This is a genomic window from Pseudomonas sp. KH_040 (assembly GCF_057839305.1).
In genome coordinates this window covers 1,301,456-1,320,724 of record NZ_CM174487.1, presented here as the reverse complement: position 1 = coordinate 1,320,724, position 19,269 = coordinate 1,301,456, and the positions used below count along the sequence as shown (strand labels likewise).

The window sequence follows — 19,269 nt, the reverse complement described above, 5'->3', positions numbered from 1 at the left end:
CTTGCCTTGCTCATCGTGTCTGACCGATCAGGTTGAGGACGGCGTCCGCCGCCTGATTAGAAGCATCCAGCCGCAGTGTGCGGTGGATCTCGTCGAACCCGCGGGTCTGTTCTTCGCCGCCTTCGATCAGCGGCGACAGGGTCTGCGCCAATGCTTCGACCGTCGCATCATCCTGCAACAATTCTGGAACCAGCAGACGCTGGGCCAGCAGATTCGGCAAGGACACGTACGGGCTCTTGACCATGCGTTTGAGAATCCAGAACGTCAGCGGTGCCAAGCGGTACGCCACCACCATCGGCCGCTTGTACAACAGCGCTTCGAGGGTCGCGGTGCCGGAGGCGATCAGCACGGCGTTGCACGCAGCCAGTGCCAGATGGGATTTGCCGTCGAGCAGGGTTACCGGCAGATCACGCCCCGCAAGCAACTCTTCAAGCTGCGCGCGGCGCTCCGGATTGGCGCACGGGATGACAAAGCGCAAACCCGGGCGCATCGCGCGCAGGCGTTCAGCAGTATCGAGGAACAGCGCACCGAGACGGGAGACTTCGCCGCCACGGCTGCCGGGCATCAACGCCACCAGCGGGCCGTCGGGCAAGCCCAACTCGGCACGCGCCGCAGAGCGGTCGGCCTCCAGCGGGATGGTGTCGGCCAGTGTGTGGCCAACGAACCGCACCGGCACGCCTTTCTCTTCGTAGAATTTTGCTTCGAACGGCAGCAGTGTCAGCATCAGATCGCAACCTTCGCGGATCTTCAGCACGCGCTTCTGTCGCCATGCCCACACCGAAGGGCTGACGTAATGCACGGTTTTGATCCCGGCCTGACGCAGCTTGAGTTCGATATTGAGATTGAAGTCCGGCGCGTCGATACCGATGAACACATCCGGTTTCTCGGCGATCAGCGTGGCGATCAGGTCCTTGCGGCGCTTAAGCAATTCGCGCAGGCGCCCGAGCACTTCCACCAGGCCCATGACCGACAAGCGCTCCATGGGAAAATAGGAGGTCAGGCCTTCGGCCTGCATCAACGGGCCACCGACGCCGATGAACTCGACCGCCGGATGCTGCGCCTTGAGGGCGCGCATGAGACCGGCGCCGAGAATGTCACCGGAAGCTTCACCCGCTACCAGCGCGATACGCAGATTGGCCATGATCAGCGAGTGATGCCGCGAGTCGACGACTGGATGGAGTCGCGGAATATCGCGACTTCCGGGAACTGCGCTGCAGGTTCGGCCAGCTCAGCCAGCGCCTGCTCGACCGTGAGGCCCTGACGATAGACGGTTTTGTAAGCGCGACGCAGGGTGTGGATCGCGTCCTCGCTGAAACCGCGACGGCGCATGCCTTCGAAGTTCATGCTGCGCGCTTCGGCCGGGTTGCCGAACACGGTGACGAACGCCGGAACGTCCTTGCCGATGGCGGTGCCCATGCCGGAAAAGCTGTGGGCGCCAATGTGGCAATACTGGTGAACCAGGGTGAACCCGGAGAGGATCGCCCAGTCATCCACATGCACATGGCCGGCCAAAGCCGTGTTGTTGACCAGAATGCAGTGGTTGCCGATAACGCTGTCGTGGCCGATGTGGGCATAGGCCATGATCAGGTTGTGATCGCCCAGCGTGGTTTCCGAACGGTCCTGCACGGTGCCACGGTGAATCGTCACGCCTTCGCGGATGACGTTGTGGTCACCGATCACCAGACGGGTTTCTTCACCCTTGTACTTCAGATCGGGCGTGTCTTCGCCTACCGAGGAAAACTGGTAGATGCGATTGTGTTTGCCGATGCGGGTCGGGCCTTTGAGGATTACATGCGGCCCGATCACGGTACCCTCGCCGATTTCCACACCTGCGCCGATGATCGACCACGGGCCGACCTCGACGCCATCAGCCAGAACGGCCGATGGATCGATGATTGCGCGAGGGTCAATCAAACTCATAGCTTGCGTTCCGCACAGATGATTTCAGCCGAGCAGACCGGCTTGCCATCAACCGAAGCCTGGCATTCGAACTTCCAGATCTGGCGCTTGCAACTGATGAACTTGGCTTCGAGGATCAACTGATCGCCCGGCAACACTGGCTGACGGAAGCGCAGCTTGTCGGAACCGACGAAGTAGTAAAGCGTGCCGTCGGCAGGCTTCACGTCAAGCATTTTGAAACCGAGGATCCCGGCAGCCTGAGCCATCGCTTCGATGATCAGCACGCCCGGCATGATTGGATGCGCAGGGAAGTGACCATTGAAGAACGGTTCATTGATGCTGACATTCTTGTAGGCGCGAATGCGCTTGCCTTCAGTGTCCAGTTCCACCACCCGGTCCACCAGCAGGAACGGGTAACGGTGAGGCAGGTATTCGCGAATCTCGTTGATGTCCATCATTTCGGGGGGAAGCCTATGTAAAGATTGGGAGCGCGACTGACGCGCACTCCTCTAGCAAATCAAGGAGGCAGTCTAGAGGCTGTGCACACTTGATATGGAAATGGTATCAGCCATCTGATGAAGCATTGCCGTCAGGGGTCACTTCCCCTACGCGCTTTTCCAGCTGTTTCAAACGTCGCGCGATATCATCGAGCTGACGGATGCGGGCCGCGCTTTTGCGCCATTCGGCCGCCGGTTGCATGGCTGTACCGGAAGAATAGGCACCCGGCTCGGTAATCGAGTGGGTCACCATGGTCATCCCGGTGAGGAAAACGTTGTCGCAAATTTCAATGTGCCCGACTAGGCCAACACCGCCGGCGAGCATGCAGTGCTTGCCGATTTTGGTGCTGCCGGAAATGCCGACACACGCCGCCATGGCGGTGTGATCACCGACCTGAACGTTGTGGGCGATCTGGATCTGGTTATCGAGCTTAACGCCATTGCCGATCACGGTATCGGCCAACGCGCCGCGGTCGATGGCGGTGTTCACGCCAATCTCGACATCGTCGCCGATGGTCACACCACCGATCTGGGCGATTTTCTGCCAGATGCCTTTTTCATTGGCGAAACCGAAACCTTCGCCGCCGAGCACGGCACCAGACTGGATCACCACACGCTTGCCGATGCGCACGTCGTGATACAGCGTCACGCGTGGCGCGAGCCAGCCGCCTTCGCCAATTTCACTGCGCGCGCCGATGAAGCAATGCGCGCCCAGTGTCACGTTTGCCGCGATCCGCGCACCGGCCTCGATCACCACGAATGGGCCGATGCTGGCGGCTGGATCAACCACTGCGTCAGGCGCAATGACCGCCGACGGATGGATACCCGCAGTGGCTTTTGGCTTGGGATCGAACAGATGCGAGATTCGCGCGTAAGCCAGGTAAGGATCCGGCACCACCAACGCATTACCGGCAAAACCTTCGGCATCGGCTTCTTTGAGCAGCAGTGCTGCCGCCTGCGAGCCGGCGAGGTATTTGCGATATTGAGGGTTTGCCAGAAAGCTCAACTGAGCTGGGCCAGCCTCTTGCAAAGTGGCTAGCCCAGTAATTTTCGTCTCAGGGTCGCCACGCAGGGTGGCGCCGAGGAACTCGGCCAATTGGCCGAGCTTGATATTCACGGTCATGGGTTACTTCAGCTGATTCATGCGCTCGATAACCTGGCGCGTGATGTCGTACTGAGGTTTGACATCGATCACTGCACCACGCTCGAACACCAGATCAAAACCACCTTTCTTGATGACTTCTTCCACTGCGCTATCCAGCTTCGGCTTCAGTTGCTTGAGCATTTCGCGGTCAGCAACGGCTTTGGCTTCGTTCAGCTCCTTGGACTGGAACTGGAAGTCACGGGCCTTTTGCTTGAATTCCAGCTCCAGACGCTCACGCTCACCCTGCTGCATTTTGTCGCCACCGGCCATCAGACGATCCTGAATACCCTTGGCGCTGCTTTCCAGCGTTTTCAGCTTGGTCAGTTGCGGACCGAACTTCTTCTCGGCATCCACGGCGTACTTCTTCGCAGCGTCGGATTCCAGCAAGGCCATCTGATAGTTCAGAACGGCAATTTTCATGTCGGCAAATGCCGGGCCTGCCACCATCAAGGAGGCCAGGAGAACCAATTGAGTCAACTTACGCACGATGCACTCCTACAAAATCCATTGTCGTTATCTTGGGTCAGACGCTTAGAACGTCTGGCCGAGGGAGAATTGGAACACTTGAGTTTCAGCCTCATCCGGCTTCTTGATCGGCATGGCCAACGCGAAGCTCAGAGGACCCAGTGCGGTGACCCAGGTCACACCCACACCCACGGAACTGGCCATGTTGCTCAGGCTGATGTCGTTGCACTTGGTGTTCGACGTCGAGCCGTTTGCATTGGTAGTGTCCTTGCACTGCGAGTCAAATACGTTACCCACATCCCAGAAAACAGAGGTGCGCAGCGAACGTTGATCTTTCACGAACGGCAGCGGGAACAGAACCTCGACACCACCCTGGATCAGGACGTTACCACCGAACGGCAGTGGATCCTGGTCCGGGTCAGCCAATGTGCCCGGGTTGGTGCCACGGCTCGGCGTACTGCGCGGGCCGAGGGTGCTGTCCTTGAAGCCACGAACCGAGTTGAAACCACCAGCATAGTAGTTTTCATAGAATGGCAAGCCATCGGTTCCGCCGTATCCATCGCCATAACCCAGCTCGGTGTGCAGACGCAGGGTGTAGTTCTCGCTGATCGGCTGGAACAGCTGACCGCGGTAATCCAGTTTGTAGAACGACAGGTCGCTGCCCGGCACGGTGGTTTCCAGGGTCAGACTCTGGGAACGACCACGGGTCGGCAGTACGCCTTTGTTCAGGGTCGATTCGGACCAACCGGCCGAAGCCTTGAAGTTCAGGTACTTGTCGCCTTCCTTGTTAACGAAGTCGAAAATCTCGTCAACGGTGTAGGTACCGGTCTTGATCTCGTCCTGTTGAACCGACAGGCCAAAGGTCAGACGCGAAGTCTCACTGATCGGGTAGCCAACGTTCACGCCGGCACCCAGGCTGTCGACCGCATAGCTTGCTACGTCGACGTCGAGGTCTTTGTAGTCGGTGGTGCGATAGAACGCGTTGTAACCCAGGCTCACACCATCGGCGGTCCAGTACGGGTCAACGTAGCCGAAGTTGTAGCGGCTCTGGTATTCACTGCGGGTCAGGCCGACGCTGACGCGGTTACCGGTACCGAGGAAGTTGTTCTGGGTGATCGAACCACCGAGGATCAGACCGGCACTCTGGGCGAAACCGACACTGGCGGTAATCGAACCGGAAGCCTGCTCTTCCACGGCGTAATTCACGTCAACCTGGTCGTCGACACCTGGCACGGCCGGGGTTTCAACGTTGACCTCTTTAAAGAAGCCCAGACGCTCAAGACGGGTTTTGGATTGGTCGATCAGGTAAGTCGAAGCCCAACCGCCTTCCATCTGACGCATTTCACGACGCAGCACTTCGTCCTCGGACTTGGTGTTGCCACGGAAGTTGATGCGATTGACATAGGCTCGCTTGCCCGGATCAACGGCGAACAGAATATCTACAGTGTGATCATCATCGTGCGGCTGAGGTACGCCGTTGACGTTGGCGAAGGTGTAACCCTCGTTACCCAGTCGACGGGTGATCAGTTCGGACGTGGTGGTCATCAGCTTGCGCGAGAACACCTGTCCCTTCTGCACCAGCAGCAGGGATTTGACTTGGTCCTCAGGGACTTTCAGATCACCGCTGAGCTTGACGTCACGAACGGTGTACTTCTCGCCTTCGTTGACGTTGACAGTGATGTAGACGTGCTTCTTGTCCGGGGTGATGGATACCTGGGTCGAAGCGATATCCATGTTGATATAGCCACGGTCCAGGTAGTAGGAGCGCAGACGCTCCAGGTCACCGGAAAGCTTTTCACGGGCGTACTTGTCATCGTTCTTGAAGAACGACAGCCAGTTGGTGGTTTTCAGCTCGAACAGATCGGTCAGGTCTTCCTCAGGGAAAACCGTGTTACCCACCACGTTGATGTGCTGAATGGCCGCAACGGTGCCTTCGTTGATCTTCACTTTCAGACCAACGCGGTTACGCGGCTGCGACACCACTTCGGTATCAACGGTAGCCGAGTAACGGCCTTGCGCGACGTACTGACGTTGCAGTTCGTTACGCACACCCTCAAGGGTGGCGCGCTGGAAGATCTCGCCTTCAGCCAGACCAGACTGTTTGAGACCTTTCATCAAGTCTTCAGTGGAGATCGCCTTGTTGCCTTCGATCTCGATACTGGCGACCGACGGGCGTTCAACGACCGTGATGACCAGAACGTTGCCTTCGCGGCCCAGCTGGATATCTTGAAAGAAACCGGTTTTGAACAACGCACGAGTGGATTCCACCAGGCGACGATCATCCGCCTGCTCACCGACGTTCAACGGCAAGGCACCAAAGACGCTACCCGCGGAGACCCGCTGGAGGCCATTGACGCGAATATCAGAGATAGTGAAGGACTCGGCGTGAACTTCGGCGATCATCAATACGGTGAGAACCGCAGTTAGCAGCAGACGTTTCATGAAGTCCTTTCTTATTCCAACTGGCAATAAACAAACTGCCGCAAAATGCGGCAGATTCGCAATTCAGCGAAGCGTTACAGTCGACCCAGATCGTTGACCAGAGCAAGCAACATCACCCCGACCACCAAACTGATACCGATCTGTATCCCCCAACCTTGCACCCGATCCGACAAGGGACGACCACGCGCCCACTCGATCAGATAAAACAACAAATGCCCCCCATCCAGTACAGGAATGGGCAGCAAATTCAGAACCCCCAGGCTAATACTCAGATAAGCAAGGAAATTCAGGAAATCAGCGACGCCCGACTGGGCAGAAGCGCCCGCCACTTTAGCAATGGTTATCGGTCCACTCAAGTTTTTTACCGAGAGCTCGCCGAACAGCATTTTCTTTAGCGAATCGAGCGTCAGAATGCTCATGGTCCAAGTGCGACGGGCACCCTCGCCAATGGCAGCAAGAGGCCCGTAACTGACCTCGCGAATCATCTCCGGCGGCCAGTCGACAGCTTTTACACCTGCACCCAGATATCCGCTTGGCGATTTGCTTTCACCGCGCGCCGCCAGAGTGACAGGGACGTCGATTTGAGCACTGTCGCGCTCGATGCGCAGCATGATTTTGGTATCAGGACGCGTACGAACGGTATCGACCACTTGCTGCCAGTCATTCAGCGTCTGGCCGTCAAGGGCCAGCAGGCGATCACCCGTCTTCAGACCGGCAGCCTGAGCCGGGCCTTTCGGATCAAGCTCGGCAAGCACCGGTGGCAAAGCCGGGCGCCACGGACGAATACCCAAAGAGCGGATCGGGTCTGGTTCATCAGCACCTTTAAGCCAGTTATCCAGCTTCAGCTCACGCGGCGAATCCGCTGTCGAACCCTGCTCACGCACCAGCAACTGCAGAGAACCGCTTTCGCCCAGACGCCGGACCAACTGCAGATTGACGGCCGCCCAACCGGTAGTCGGCTCTCCATCGATCGCCACGATCTCTTCACCTGCGCTCAAACCGGCACTGGCGGCGATACTGCCGGATTCAACCGCACCGATGACCGGACGCACCTGTTCGCTGCCGAGCATCGCCAACACCCAGAAGAACACCAGCGCCAAGAGAAAATTGGCAATGGGGCCGGCCGCAACAATGGCGATACGCTGACGCACGGATTTGCGGTTGAACGACTGATCAAGCTGATCGACCGGGACTTCGCCCTCACGTTCGTCGAGCATTTTGACGTAGCCGCCCAGCGGAATCGCGGCAACCACAAACTCGGTGCCTTGCTTGTCGTGCCAGCGCAACAACGGCATGCCAAAGCCTACGGAAAAACGTAGAACCTTGACGCCACAGCGACGCGCGACCCAGAAGTGGCCGAATTCGTGAAAGGTGACCAGCACACCCAAAGCGATCAGGGTGCCGGCAATCATATAGAGCGCGCTCATCTATTTTCTCCGCAATCCTGTTCAGTGCCGCGTGTAGCCATTGTGTAGCAAATTCTATCGATCGTGGCGCTTCAGCCACTGCTCGGCCAGAACTCGCGCCTTGGCGTCTGCCGTAAATACGGCATCGAGGTCTGCCAATGCTACGACCGGTTCGAGGCTCAATACCTCCTCGATGATACTCGCGATTTCCAGGTAACGAACCCGTCCGTCGAGAAACGCTGCCACCGCTACTTCGTTCGCTGCGTTGAGCATCGCCGGAGCACTGTCGCCAGCTTCGGCAGCTTGCCGGGCCAGACGCAGGCAAGGGAAGCGTTCTTCATCCGGCGCCTCGAAGTCCAGGCGCGCCACAGCAAACAGATCCAGCGGTGCCACGCCGGAATCAATGCGCTCCGGCCAAGCCAGGGCATTGGCAATCGGCGTTCGCATGTCGGGATTGCCCAACTGCGCCAGCACCGAGCCATCGACATAATCGACCAGCGAGTGAATCACGCTCTGCGGGTGGATCACCACCTCGACCTGCGAGGGCTTGGCATCAAACAACCAACAGGCCTCGATCAGTTCGAGACCTTTATTCATCATGCTGGCCGAATCGACCGAAATCTTGCGCCCCATGGACCAGTTCGGGTGAGCACACGCCTGCTCAGGTGAAACATGCGCCAACTCACTCATCGGTGTCTGTCGGAACGGACCACCAGAGGCTGTGAGTAAAATCCGACGGACACCGACCGAGCTCAATCCACGGGCAAAATCCTGTGGCATGCACTGAAAAATCGCGTTGTGTTCGCTATCGATCGGCAGCAGCACCGAACCGCTCTTGCGCACTGCCTGCATGAACAGGGCGCCGGACATCACCAGCGCCTCTTTATTGGCCAGGAGAATCTTCTTGCCGGCCTCGACGGCCGCCAGGGTCGGACGCAGCCCTGCTGCACCGACGATTGCCGCCATCACGGCATCGACCTCAGGAGCAGCAGCGACCTGGCACAGGCCCTCCTCCCCCACCAGCACGCGGGTGGGTAAACCGGCCGCACGCAAATCATCCTGCAAACTGCGCGCAGCGGCAGCTTCCGGCACCACGGCAAATTGCGGCACGTGACGCACGCACAAGGCGAAAAGCTCGCTCAGGCGCGTGAAACCACTCAGCGCGAACACCTGATAACGCTCAGGATGGCGGCCAATGACATCCAGCGTACTCAGACCGATCGAGCCGGTCGCACCCAGAACGGTGACCTGTTGAGGGCGACTCACGGTGCAGCCATCCACAGCAGCACGGCAAACACCGGGATGGCCGCTGTCAGGCTGTCGATACGATCAAGCACACCGCCATGACCAGGTAGCAGGTTACTGCTGTCCTTGATGCCGGACTGACGCTTGAACATGCTTTCGGTCAGGTCGCCAACCACGGAGATGAAGACGATCAGCGCAGCGCCAATCAAGCCTTTAAGCAACTCGGCGACCGTCCAGTCGCGAACAAACGCGACAATGGCAGTAATCACCAAACTCAGCGCAAGACCACCATAGACGCCTTCCCAGCTTTTGCCTGGGCTGACTTGCGGGGCCAGCTTGCGCTTGCCGAATTTGCGACCAGAGAAGTAGGCACCGATATCGGCCCCCCAGACCAGCACCATCACGGCCATGATCAGCCAGTTACCCAGCGGATACTGTTTGATCTGCACCAGACCTTGCCAGGCCGGCAGCAGAATCAGCAGGCCGATGACCAGTTTGGTTGCCGCACTGGACCAATGCACGCTGGACCGCGGATAGGTCAGCACCAGCCAGGTTGCCACCGCCCACCACAGCACGGAAGCACCCAGCACCCACGGGGCAAGCCCGGGCAGGATGTACATGATAAACAGCATGAACGCGACCACGGCGGCAAAACCCACGCGGAACGTTTGTCCGGTGAAGCCTGCCAGACGCGCCCATTCCCACGCACCCAAAGTCACGACCAGACCGATAAACAAGGCAAAACCGGAGCCTTCCAGCAGGAAAAACCCGCACAAGGCAATCGGCAGCAGGATCAGTGCAGTGATGATTCGTTGTTTAAGCATTAAACCCGGGCTCCAGCTTCGACCTGTTCGCTCGTTTTACCGAAGCGACGCTGGCGCGAAGCGAAATCGGCCAGCGCATTGCGCATGGCATCGTGTTTGAAGTCCGGCCAGAACAGGTCGGAGAAGTACAACTCGGCGTAAGCCAGTTGCCACAGCAGGAAGTTGCTGATGCGATGCTCGCCACCGGTACGAATGCACAGGTCTGGCAACGGTAGATCGCCGGTCGCCAGACAGGTTTGCAGCAGATCCGGAGTGATGTCTTCCGGACGCAGGTGCCCGGCCTGAACTTCACGCGCCAGACGCTGCGCAGCTTGTGCGATATCCCACTGACCGCCGTAATTGGCAGCGATCTGCAGGATGAATCGGTTGGCGCCCGCCGTCATCGCTTCGGCTTCACGCATTGCCGCCTGAAGCTCCGGATGAAAGCGCGAACGATCGCCAATGATGCGCAGGCTGATGTTGTTGTCGTTGAGGCGCTTGGCCTCACGACGCAAGGCCTTGAAGAACAGGTCCATCAAGGCACTGACCTCATCGGCCGGGCGCTGCCAGTTCTCACTGGAAAACGCGAACAGGGTGAGCACTTCGACCTTGGCCTCGGCGCACACCTCGATTACGGCACGCACAGCATCCACGCCCGCTTTATGCCCGGCGACACCCGGCATAAAGCGTTTTTTCGCCCAGCGATTGTTGCCATCCATGATGATCGCGACATGGCGCGGCACCGCGGACGGCGCAGTCTGCTTGGTCTTGTCCATTAAAAGCTCGAACCTTATACGGCCATCAGATCCGCTTCTTTTTGCTTGGTAGCCGTGTCGATATCAGCCTCGGCCTTGTCGGTGAGCTTCTGAATATCGGCAGCGGCACGACGCTCTTCGTCTTCGCTGATTTCTTTGTCCTTGACCAGTTTCTTCAGCTCGCCCAAGGCGTCACGACGGATGTTGCGCACGGCAACACGAGCGTCTTCAGCAGCACTGCGCGCCTGCTTGGTGAAGCCCTTGCGGGTTTCTTCAGTCAGGGCAGGCATGGAAATCAGCAACAACTCGCCCAGGTTGGTCGGGTTGAGGTTCAGGCCAGCGCTCTGGATTGCCTTGTCGACCGCTGCGAGCATGTTGCGCTCGAAGGCCACGACTTGCAGAGTGCGCGAGTCTTTTACAGTGATGTTGGCCACTTGGGTGATGGAGGTGTCAGCGCCGTAGTACGGCACCATCACGCTACCCAGAATGCTTGGGTGAGCCTTGCCGGTACGAATCTGGCCGAATGCATGGGCCAGAGAGTCCAGGGATTTTTGCATGCGCTCTTGAGCGTCTTTTTTGATTTCGTTGATCATTGTTGACCTTCCTCGATCAGGGTGCCTTCAGCGCCGCCATGGACGATGTTCAGCAGGGCACCAGGCTTGTTCATGTTGAATACGCGCAGCGGCATCTTGTGGTCGCGGCACAGGCAAATAGCTGTCAGATCCATTACACCCAGCTTGCGATCCAGCACTTCATCATAAGTCAGATGATCGAACTTCTCGGCATGCGGGTCTTTGAACGGGTCAGCGGTGTAGACGCCATCGACCTTGGTCGCTTTGAGCACGACGTCGGCATCGATCTCGATTGCGCGCAGGCAGGCTGCAGAATCCGTGGTAAAGAACGGATTACCGGTACCGGCCGCGAAAATCACCACGTCCTTGGAGTTCAGGTGGCGCATGGCCTTGCGGCGATCATAGTGATCGGTCACGCCAACCATGGAAATGGCCGACATCACGATGGCCGAGATATTGGCACGTTCCAGCGCATCACGCATGGCCAGGGCGTTCATCACAGTGGCCAGCATGCCCATGTGGTCGCCTGTCACCCGATCCATACCGGCTTTGCTCAAGGCTTCGCCACGGAACAGGTTGCCACCGCCGATCACCAGACCGACCTGCACGCCGATGCCGACCAGCTGGCCGACTTCCAGTGCCATCCGATCCAGCACTTTTGGATCGATCCCGAACTCTTCCGAGCCCATCAGGGCCTCGCCGCTAAGCTTGAGTAGAATGCGTTTATAGCGAGCCTGATAACCACTGCCCTGCTGAGCCATTGCGAATCTCTCCTGCGGCGTATTTAAAATTCTTTGCGAGCTGTTTACAGCTGGCGTTCACTCTAGCTTGGCGCTGCTTCAGCGCCATCGGAACATGGCTTTGTAAGTCAGTTCCAAGTGGAAACCAATAAAAAATTGGCAACCCCATCTGAAAAGAGGCTGCGCGCGTGAGCGGGCAGCCTCTTTCGGGCGACAGTTGAAAAACCGTCTTATTGCTTGGCGGCAGCCAGCTGGGCAGCAACTTCTTCAGCGAAGTTGTCGACCGGCTTCTCGATGCCCTCGCCTACTTTGAAGTAGGTGAAGGAAACGATTTCAGCACCGGCTTTCTTGGCCAGTTCGCCAACCTTGATTTCAGGGTTCTTGACGAACGCCTGCTCAACCAGGCTTGCTTCAGCCAGGAACTTGCTGATACGGCCTTTGACCATATTTTCAACAATGTTTTCTGGCTTGCCTTTGATTTTTTCTTCGTTCAACTGCAGGAACACAGCTTTTTCACGTTCGATAGCTTCAGCCGAAACTTCCGATGGCAGCAGGAACTCAGGGTTGCTGGCCGCTACGTGCATAGCGATGTCTTTGGCCAGTTCAACGTTGCCGCCTTTCAGAACAACTGCAACACCGATCTTGTTGCCGTGCAGGTAGCCACCAACAACGTCGCCTTCTACGCGAACCAAACGACGGATGTTGACGTTTTCGCCAACCTTGCCGACCAGTACCAGGCGAGCAGCTTCTTGAGCTTCGATCAGCGGAGCAACATCAGTCAGCTTGTCAGCGAAAGCTTTTTCAATGCTTTCAGCAACGAATGCCTTGAAGTCGTCCTGCAGAGCCAGGAAGTCGGTCTGCGAGTTCACTTCCAGCAGAACAGCAGATTTGCCGTCTTCTTTCAGAGCGATGGCGCCTTCAGCGGCAACGTTGCCAGCTTTTTTGGCAGCCTTGATTGCGCCCGAAGCACGCATGTCATCAATGGCTTTTTCGATGTCGCCGTCAGCCTTTTCCAGGGCTTTCTTGCAATCCATCATGCCTTCGCCGGTACGCTCGCGCAGTTCTTTAACCAACGCTGCAGTAATTGCTGCCATTTTCAAATTCCTCTTGGATAGGTTTTCAACCATTCCACCCGATCGAACGGGCGTTCAATTCGTCCCAAACCCCACGTTGTAGCTGCTGCACGTTACAGAAGCTGTAGCTGCGCCGCCGACAAATGGTTTTCGAGGTGGCAAAAAGGGGGCCAAGCCCCCTTTTTGCTTACTGAGTCAACGCCAGGGCGTTAATTACTCAGCTGCAGCCTGAGTTTCTTCAGCTGCGAATTCTACAGTGCCGCCAGCAACATTGTTGCGACCACGGATTACTGCGTCAGCCATCGAACCCATGTACAGCTGGATAGCGCGGATTGCGTCATCGTTGCCTGGGATGATGTAGTCAACGCCTTCCGGGCTGCTGTTGGTGTCGACAACGCCGATTACCGGGATGCCCAGCTTGTTGGCTTCGGTGATCGCGATGCGCTCGTGGTCAACGTCGATCACGAACAGTGCGTCTGGCAGACCGCCCATGTCCTTGATGCCGCCCAGCGAACGATCCAGCTTCTCAAGATCACGGGAGCGCATCAGCGCTTCTTTCTTGGTCAGCTTGGCGAAAGTACCGTCTTCGGCTTGAACTTCAAGGTCACGCAGACGCTTGATGGAAGCACGAATGGTTTTGAAGTTGGTCAGCATGCCGCCCAACCAGCGGTGATCGACGTACGGCGAACCGCAACGTGCTGCTTCTTCAGCAACGATCTTGCCAGCGGAACGCTTGGTGCCGACGAACAGAATCTTGTTTTTGCCCTGGGCCAGACGCTCTACGAAAGTCAGAGCTTCGTTGAACATTGGCAGGGTTTTTTCAAGGTTGATGATGTGAATCTTGTTACGCGCGCCGAAAATGTACTTACCCATTTTCGGATTCCAGTAACGGGTTTGGTGACCGAAGTGCACACCGGCCTTCAGCATATCGCGCATATTGACTTGGGACATGATAGTTCCTTAATAAGTCGGGTTTGGCCTCCACGTATCCCAATGACCAACCAGTGGCATAAAGCCAAAAGCACCCAGGTCATCGTGTCGACACGTGTGTGGATTTAAGCTTTTCGGGGTATCCCCGGAAAGCGGCGCATTTTATACCACAGGGTGCGCAGAAACGGAACCCGGAATCTGTATTCGCACCAAGGACATGGGCGCAGCCCCCTTGGAATCGGCCCCGAACGCACCATTGTATAGAGAGAAGCGATGCACGCGGGCGCTGAATTGCGCCGTGCGTCTGTTAGAATCGCGTTTTTCAGGGTCGCAAAACGCACACCTGCCACCCTATTCGTATCAGCAAGCGCCGCCGAGCGCAGAGAGAGCCTGTATGACCGTCAACCTCAAAACCCCCGAGGACATCGCTGGCATGCGTGTCGCCGGCAAACTGGCCGCCGATGTGCTGGAAATGATTGCCGAACATGTCAAACCGGGCGTCACCACCGATGAGCTGAACCAGATCTGCCACGACTACATCGTCAACGTGCAGCAAGCCATCCCTGCCCCGCTCAACTACAAGGGCTACCCGAAGTCGATCTGCACCTCGATCAACCACGTGGTCTGCCACGGCATCCCGAACGACAAACCGCTGAAAAACGGCGACACCCTGAACATCGACGTCACCGTGATCAAAGACGGCTACCACGGCGACACCAGCCGCATGTTCCATGTCGGCGAAGTGCCGGTGTGGGCCGAGCGCCTGTCGCAGATCACTCAGGAATGCATGTACAAGGCGATCGAAATCGTCAAACCTGGCTGCCGCCTCGGCGACATCGGCGAAGTCATCCAGAAGCACGCCGAGAAGAACGGCTTCTCGGTGGTTCGCGAGTTCTGCGGCCATGGCATCGGCAAGGTCTTCCACGAAGAACCGCAGATCCTGCACTACGGCCGTGCCGGCACCGGCATGGAACTGAAGGCCGGCATGACCTTCACCATCGAACCGATGATCAACCAGGGCAAGGCCGACACCAAAGTATTGGGCGACGGCTGGACCGCGATCACCAAAGACCGCAAGCTCTCGGCCCAGTGGGAGCACACCCTGCTGGTCACCGACACCGGTTACGAGATCTTCACCCTGCGCGCCGATGACACCATCCCGCGCGTCTCGGCCTGATCCACACAACGCTCCCAGCCTTATAGAAGGAAAGCCAATCGATGCCGCAGGTGGATCCCGAACTCTTCGACCGCGGCCAGTTCCAGGCTGAACTGGCCCTGAAAGCGAGTCCCATCGCGGCGTTCAAGAAGGCGATCCGCCAGGCTCGCGAAGTACTCGACACGCGTTTTCGCAATGGCCGCGACATTCGCCGTCTGATCGAAGACCGTGCCTGGTTCGTCGACAACATCCTGCAAAAGGCCTGGGAGCAGTTCACCTGGAGCGAAGACGCCGACATCGCGCTGGTCGCGGTCGGCGGCTACGGCCGCGGTGAGTTGCACCCGTATTCCGACATTGATTTGCTGATCCTGCTGGACAGCGCCGATCACGAAGTTTTCCGTGACTCTATCGAGCGTTTTCTGACGCTGCTGTGGGACATCGGCCTGGAAGTCGGCCAGAGCGTGCGCTCGGTCGATGAATGCGCCGAAGAAGCCCGCGCCGACCTGACCGTCGTCACCAACCTGATGGAAAGCCGCACCATCTGCGGCCCCGAGCGTCTGCGTCAGCGCATGCTCGACGTCACCAGCACCGCACACATGTGGCCGGCCAAGGAGTTCTTCCTGGCCAAGCGTGCCGAGCAAAAGGCCCGTCACCACAAGTACAACGACACTGAATACAACCTGGAACCCAACGTCAAAGGCTCGCCCGGCGGCTTGCGGGATATCCAGACGATTCTGTGGGTGGCCCGGCGTCAGTACGGCACCCTGAACCTGCGCGCCCTCGCCGGCGAAGGTTTCCTGGTCGAAAGCGAAAACGCCCTGCTCGCCTCTTCCCAGGAATTCCTCTGGAAAGTGCGCTATGCGCTGCACATGCTGGCGGGCCGCTCCGAAGACCGCTTGCTGTTCGATCACCAGCGCACCATCGCCGGGCTGCTCGGGTTTGAAGGTGACGACGCCAAACAGGCCGTCGAAAACTTCATGCAACAGTATTTCCGCGTGGTAATGAGCATCGCCCAGCTCAGCGACCTGATCATCCAGCACTTCGAGGAAGTCATCCTCGCCCCGGAAGACGAAGCGCCGCCGCAGCCGATCAACTCGCGCTTCCAGCTCCACGACGGCTATATCGAGGCACGCAACGACAACGTGTTCCGCCGCACGCCGTTCGCCATGCTCGAGATTTTCGTGCTGATGGCGCAGCAGCCGGAGATCAAAGGCGTACGCGCCGACACCATTCGTCTGCTGCGCGAGCACCGTCACCTGATCGACGACAACTTCCGCAACGATATTCGCAACACCAGCCTGTTCATCGAGCTGTTCAAGTGCAAGATCGGCATCCACCGCAACCTGCGCCGGATGAACCGTTACGGCATTCTCGGGCGTTACCTGCCGGAGTTCGGCTTTATCGTCGGGCAGATGCAGCACGACCTGTTCCACATCTATACGGTCGATGCGCACACGCTGAACCTGATCAAACACCTGCGCAAATTGCAGTACACCCAGGTCTCGGAGAAATTCCCGCTGGCCGCCAAGCTCATGGCCAAACTGCCCAAGCCCGAACTGATCTACATGGCCGGTCTGTACCACGACATCGGCAAGGGCCGGCATGGCGATCACTCGGAAATCGGCGCGGTCGATGCCGAGGCGTTCTGCCAGCGACATCAGTTGCCACTGTGGGACAGCCGCCTGATTGTCTGGCTGGTGCAGAACCATCTGGTGATGTCGACCACCGCGCAGCGCAAGGACTTGTCCGATCCGCAGGTGATCCATGACTTTGCCCTGGCTGTCGGCGATGAAACCCGCCTCGACTATCTCTATGTGCTGACGGTTGCCGACATCAACGCGACCAACCCGACGCTGTGGAATTCGTGGCGCGCCAGCCTGTTGCGCCAGCTCTATACCGAGACCAAGCGCGCCTTGCGCCGCGGCCTGGAAAACCCGGTGGATCGCGAAGAACAGATCCGCCAGACCCAAAGTGCCGCGCTGGATATTCTGGTGCGTGGTGGCACCGATCCGGACGATGTCGAGCAGTTGTGGGCGCAGTTGGGCGATGACTATTTCCTGCGCCACACCGCCGGCGACGTGGCCTGGCACAGTGATGCGATCCTGCAGCAACCGGTCGATGGCGGGCCGTTGGTGCTGATCAAGGAAACCACCCAGCGCGAATTCGAGGGCGGCACGCAGATCTTCATTTATGCGCCGGACCAGCATGACTTCTTCGCCGTGACCGTGGCGGCAATGGATCAGCTCAACCTGAACATTCACGACGCCCGGGTTATCACCTCGAGTAGCCAGTTCACCCTCGACACCTACATCGTGCTCGACAACGAAGGCGAATCCATCGGCGACAACCCGGCACGGGTCAAGCAGATCCGCGAAGGCCTGACCGAAGCCCTGCGCAATCCGGACGACTACCCGACGATCATCCAGCGTCGCGTGCCGCGCCAGCTCAAGCATTTCGCCTTTGCGCCGCAGGTGACGATTCACAACGATGCCCAGCGTCCGGTGACCGTGCTGGAATTGACCGCACCCGACCGCCCGGGACTGCTGGCGCGGATCGGCGGGATTTTCCTCGAATTCGACCTGTCGCTGCAGAACGCCAAGATTGCGACCCTCGGCGAGCGGGTCGAAGACGTGTTCTTCATCACCGACGCTCACAACCAGCCGCTGTCCGACCCGTTGCTGTGCAGCCGTTTGCAGGATGCGATCGTTGAGCAACTGAGCGTCAATCAGGAACCCGATATCAAATTGTCGCGCATCAGTATTTGATGGCGCCCCGGATTCAAATGGCTTTGCGAGAGACCCAGCCCCAATGAACAACGCTCTGAACCAGCTCCAGCCGTACCCGTTCGAAAAGCTCCGCGCCCTGCTCGGCACCGTAACGCCGAACCCGGAAAAACGCCCGATCGCCCTGTCGATCGGCGAGCCGAAACACCGCTCGCCAAGCTTTGTCGCTGAAGCGCTGGCTAACAGCCTGGATCAGATGGCGGTGTATCCGACTACCCTCGGTATCCCGGCGCTGCGTGAAGCCATTGCCGGCTGGTGCGAGCGGCGATTCGGTGTGCCTGGCGGCTGGATCGATCCGGCGCGCAACGTACTGCCGGTGAACGGCACCCGTGAAGCGCTGTTCGCGTTCACCCAGACCGTGGTCAACCGTGGCGACGACGCGCTGGTGGTCAGCCCTAACCCGTTCTACCAGATCTACGAAGGCGCGGCGTTCCTCGCCGGGGCCAAGCCGCACTACCTGCCGTGCCTCGACGAAAACGGCTTCAATCCGGATTTCGATGCCGTTTCGCCAGACATCTGGAAACGCTGCCAGATCCTCTTCCTCTGCTCGCCGGGCAACCCGACGGGCGCGCTGATCCCGGTCGACACCCTGAAAAAGCTGATCGCTCTGGCCGACGAGTACGATTTCGTGATCGCCGCCGACGAGTGCTACAGCGAGTTGTACTTCGATGAGCAAACGCCGCCGCCGGGCCTGCTCACAGCCTGTGTCGAACTGGGCCGCAAGGACTTCAAGCGTTGCGTGGTGTTCCATAGCCTGTCCAAGCGCTCCAACCTGCCAGGCCTGCGCTCCGGTTTCGTTGCCGGCGACGCCGACATCCTCAAAGGCTTCCTGCTGTATCGCACCTACCACGGCTGCGCGATGCCGGTACAAACGCAACTGGCCAGCGTGGCGGCGTGGAATGACGAAGTGCATGTACGCGCCAACCGTGCGCTGTATCGCGAGAAATTCGATGCGGTGCTGGAAATCCTCAGCCCGGTGATGGACGTGCAGCGTCCGGATGGCAGCTTCTACCTGTGGCCGAACGTGCAAGGTGATGACGCCGCGTTCTGCCGCGATCTGTTTGAGCAGGAGCACGTGACCGTGGTGCCGGGCTCGTACCTGTCTCGTGATGTCGATGGCGTCAACCCGGGCGCAGGGCGTGTGCGCATGGCGCTGGTTGCGCCACTGGCCGAATGTGTCGAAGCCGCCGAGCGGATTCGCGCCTTTATCACCCGTCAGCAATAAGTAGTATTTGGCCCGCGCCAGGCAATCTGGCGCGCGGTTTTATCACCGCGATACATATCAAAGCAATTACCGACTTCCTACCTGCCCGCTCCAAAGATAGTCTTCAGATGAACAGTTACCGTAACTATCCGTCG

The 19,269-nt window shown here is 58.5% G+C and carries 17 protein-coding genes; 3 read left to right on the top strand and 14 right to left on the bottom strand.

Going from position 1 to position 19,269, the window contains the following annotated elements; translation table 11 throughout:
* Nucleotides 1-10 precede the first annotated feature (10 nt).
* From lpxB to rpsB, 14 genes are all read right to left on the bottom strand, one after another.
* Nucleotides 11-1,141 carry a lipid-A-disaccharide synthase gene (lpxB, locus tag AC3IUF_RS05755; protein ID WP_123374595.1) on the bottom strand — a complete coding sequence of 377 codons (1,131 nt, stop codon included), beginning with the start codon at nt 1,139-1,141 and terminating at the stop codon, nt 11-13.
* A 2-nt stretch (nt 1,142-1,143) separates the two neighbouring features.
* Nucleotides 1,144-1,920: an acyl-ACP--UDP-N-acetylglucosamine O-acyltransferase gene (gene lpxA, locus AC3IUF_RS05750; protein ID WP_007908847.1), complete on the bottom strand. Its 777-nt coding sequence runs from the start codon at nt 1,918-1,920 to the stop codon at nt 1,144-1,146.
* Complete coding sequence (fabZ, locus tag AC3IUF_RS05745) at nt 1,917-2,357, bottom strand: 3-hydroxyacyl-ACP dehydratase FabZ (protein ID WP_003222142.1); 441 nt, start codon at nt 2,355-2,357, stop codon at nt 1,917-1,919. Before fabZ ends, lpxA begins: the two co-directional genes overlap by 4 nt.
* Nucleotides 2,358-2,463: 106 nt before the next feature.
* Nucleotides 2,464-3,519, bottom strand: a complete 1,056-nt coding sequence (gene lpxD / locus AC3IUF_RS05740) for a UDP-3-O-(3-hydroxymyristoyl)glucosamine N-acyltransferase (protein ID WP_007908848.1) — start codon at nt 3,517-3,519, stop codon at nt 2,464-2,466.
* A 3-nt stretch (nt 3,520-3,522) separates the two neighbouring features.
* Nucleotides 3,523-4,026 (bottom strand): OmpH/Skp family outer membrane protein, encoded by a 504-nt coding sequence (locus AC3IUF_RS05735; RefSeq protein WP_007908849.1) that lies wholly within the window; start codon nt 4,024-4,026, stop codon nt 3,523-3,525.
* A 45-nt stretch (nt 4,027-4,071) separates the two neighbouring features.
* Nucleotides 4,072-6,447, bottom strand: a complete 2,376-nt coding sequence (bamA, locus tag AC3IUF_RS05730; RefSeq protein ID WP_007908850.1) for an outer membrane protein assembly factor BamA — start codon at nt 6,445-6,447, stop codon at nt 4,072-4,074.
* 74 nt (nt 6,448-6,521) lie between these two features.
* Entirely contained in the window at nt 6,522-7,874 is a 1,353-nt protein-coding gene (gene rseP / locus AC3IUF_RS05725) for a sigma E protease regulator RseP (protein ID WP_095112514.1), read from the bottom strand.
* A gap of 54 nt (nt 7,875-7,928) precedes the next feature.
* Nucleotides 7,929-9,119: a 1-deoxy-D-xylulose-5-phosphate reductoisomerase gene (gene ispC, locus AC3IUF_RS05720; protein WP_489280605.1), complete on the bottom strand. Its 1,191-nt coding sequence runs from the start codon at nt 9,117-9,119 to the stop codon at nt 7,929-7,931.
* A complete protein-coding gene (locus tag AC3IUF_RS05715; protein WP_095112516.1) occupies nt 9,116-9,922 on the bottom strand; it encodes a phosphatidate cytidylyltransferase in 807 nt (268 codons plus the stop codon). Before AC3IUF_RS05715 ends, ispC begins: the two co-directional genes overlap by 4 nt.
* Nucleotides 9,922-10,677 (bottom strand): polyprenyl diphosphate synthase, encoded by a 756-nt coding sequence (gene uppS, locus AC3IUF_RS05710; protein WP_007908854.1) that lies wholly within the window; start codon nt 10,675-10,677, stop codon nt 9,922-9,924. Before uppS ends, AC3IUF_RS05715 begins: the two co-directional genes overlap by 1 nt.
* Before the next feature lie 14 nt (nt 10,678-10,691).
* Nucleotides 10,692-11,249: a ribosome recycling factor gene (gene frr, locus AC3IUF_RS05705; protein WP_007908855.1), complete on the bottom strand. Its 558-nt coding sequence runs from the start codon at nt 11,247-11,249 to the stop codon at nt 10,692-10,694.
* The gene (gene pyrH / locus AC3IUF_RS05700; protein WP_003222124.1) at nt 11,246-11,989 is read right to left on the bottom strand and encodes a UMP kinase; all 744 of its coding nucleotides are present in this window, start codon (nt 11,987-11,989) and stop codon (nt 11,246-11,248) included. The genes frr and pyrH overlap by 4 nt, the downstream gene beginning before the upstream one ends.
* Before the next feature lie 209 nt (nt 11,990-12,198).
* Complete coding sequence (tsf, locus tag AC3IUF_RS05695) at nt 12,199-13,062, bottom strand: translation elongation factor Ts (RefSeq protein ID WP_007908856.1); 864 nt, start codon at nt 13,060-13,062, stop codon at nt 12,199-12,201.
* 192 nt (nt 13,063-13,254) lie between these two features.
* Nucleotides 13,255-13,992 (bottom strand): 30S ribosomal protein S2, encoded by a 738-nt coding sequence (gene rpsB, locus AC3IUF_RS05690; RefSeq protein ID WP_003222119.1) that lies wholly within the window; start codon nt 13,990-13,992, stop codon nt 13,255-13,257.
* Nucleotides 13,993-14,365: 373 nt separating this feature from the next.
* Between rpsB and map the strand changes: the two genes are divergently transcribed.
* Genes map through dapC form a run of 3 tightly spaced genes read left to right on the top strand, consistent with a single transcriptional unit; the run spans nt 14,366 to nt 19,135 of the window.
* The gene (gene map, locus AC3IUF_RS05685; RefSeq protein WP_007908857.1) at nt 14,366-15,148 is read left to right on the top strand and encodes a type I methionyl aminopeptidase; all 783 of its coding nucleotides are present in this window, start codon (nt 14,366-14,368) and stop codon (nt 15,146-15,148) included.
* Between the two features lie 41 nt (nt 15,149-15,189).
* Nucleotides 15,190-17,892 (top strand): [protein-PII] uridylyltransferase, encoded by a 2,703-nt coding sequence (locus AC3IUF_RS05680; protein ID WP_007908858.1) that lies wholly within the window; start codon nt 15,190-15,192, stop codon nt 17,890-17,892.
* A gap of 43 nt (nt 17,893-17,935) precedes the next feature.
* A complete protein-coding gene (gene dapC / locus AC3IUF_RS05675) occupies nt 17,936-19,135 on the top strand; it encodes a succinyldiaminopimelate transaminase (RefSeq protein WP_007908859.1) in 1,200 nt (399 codons plus the stop codon).
* Nucleotides 19,136-19,269: the final 134 nt, after the last annotated feature.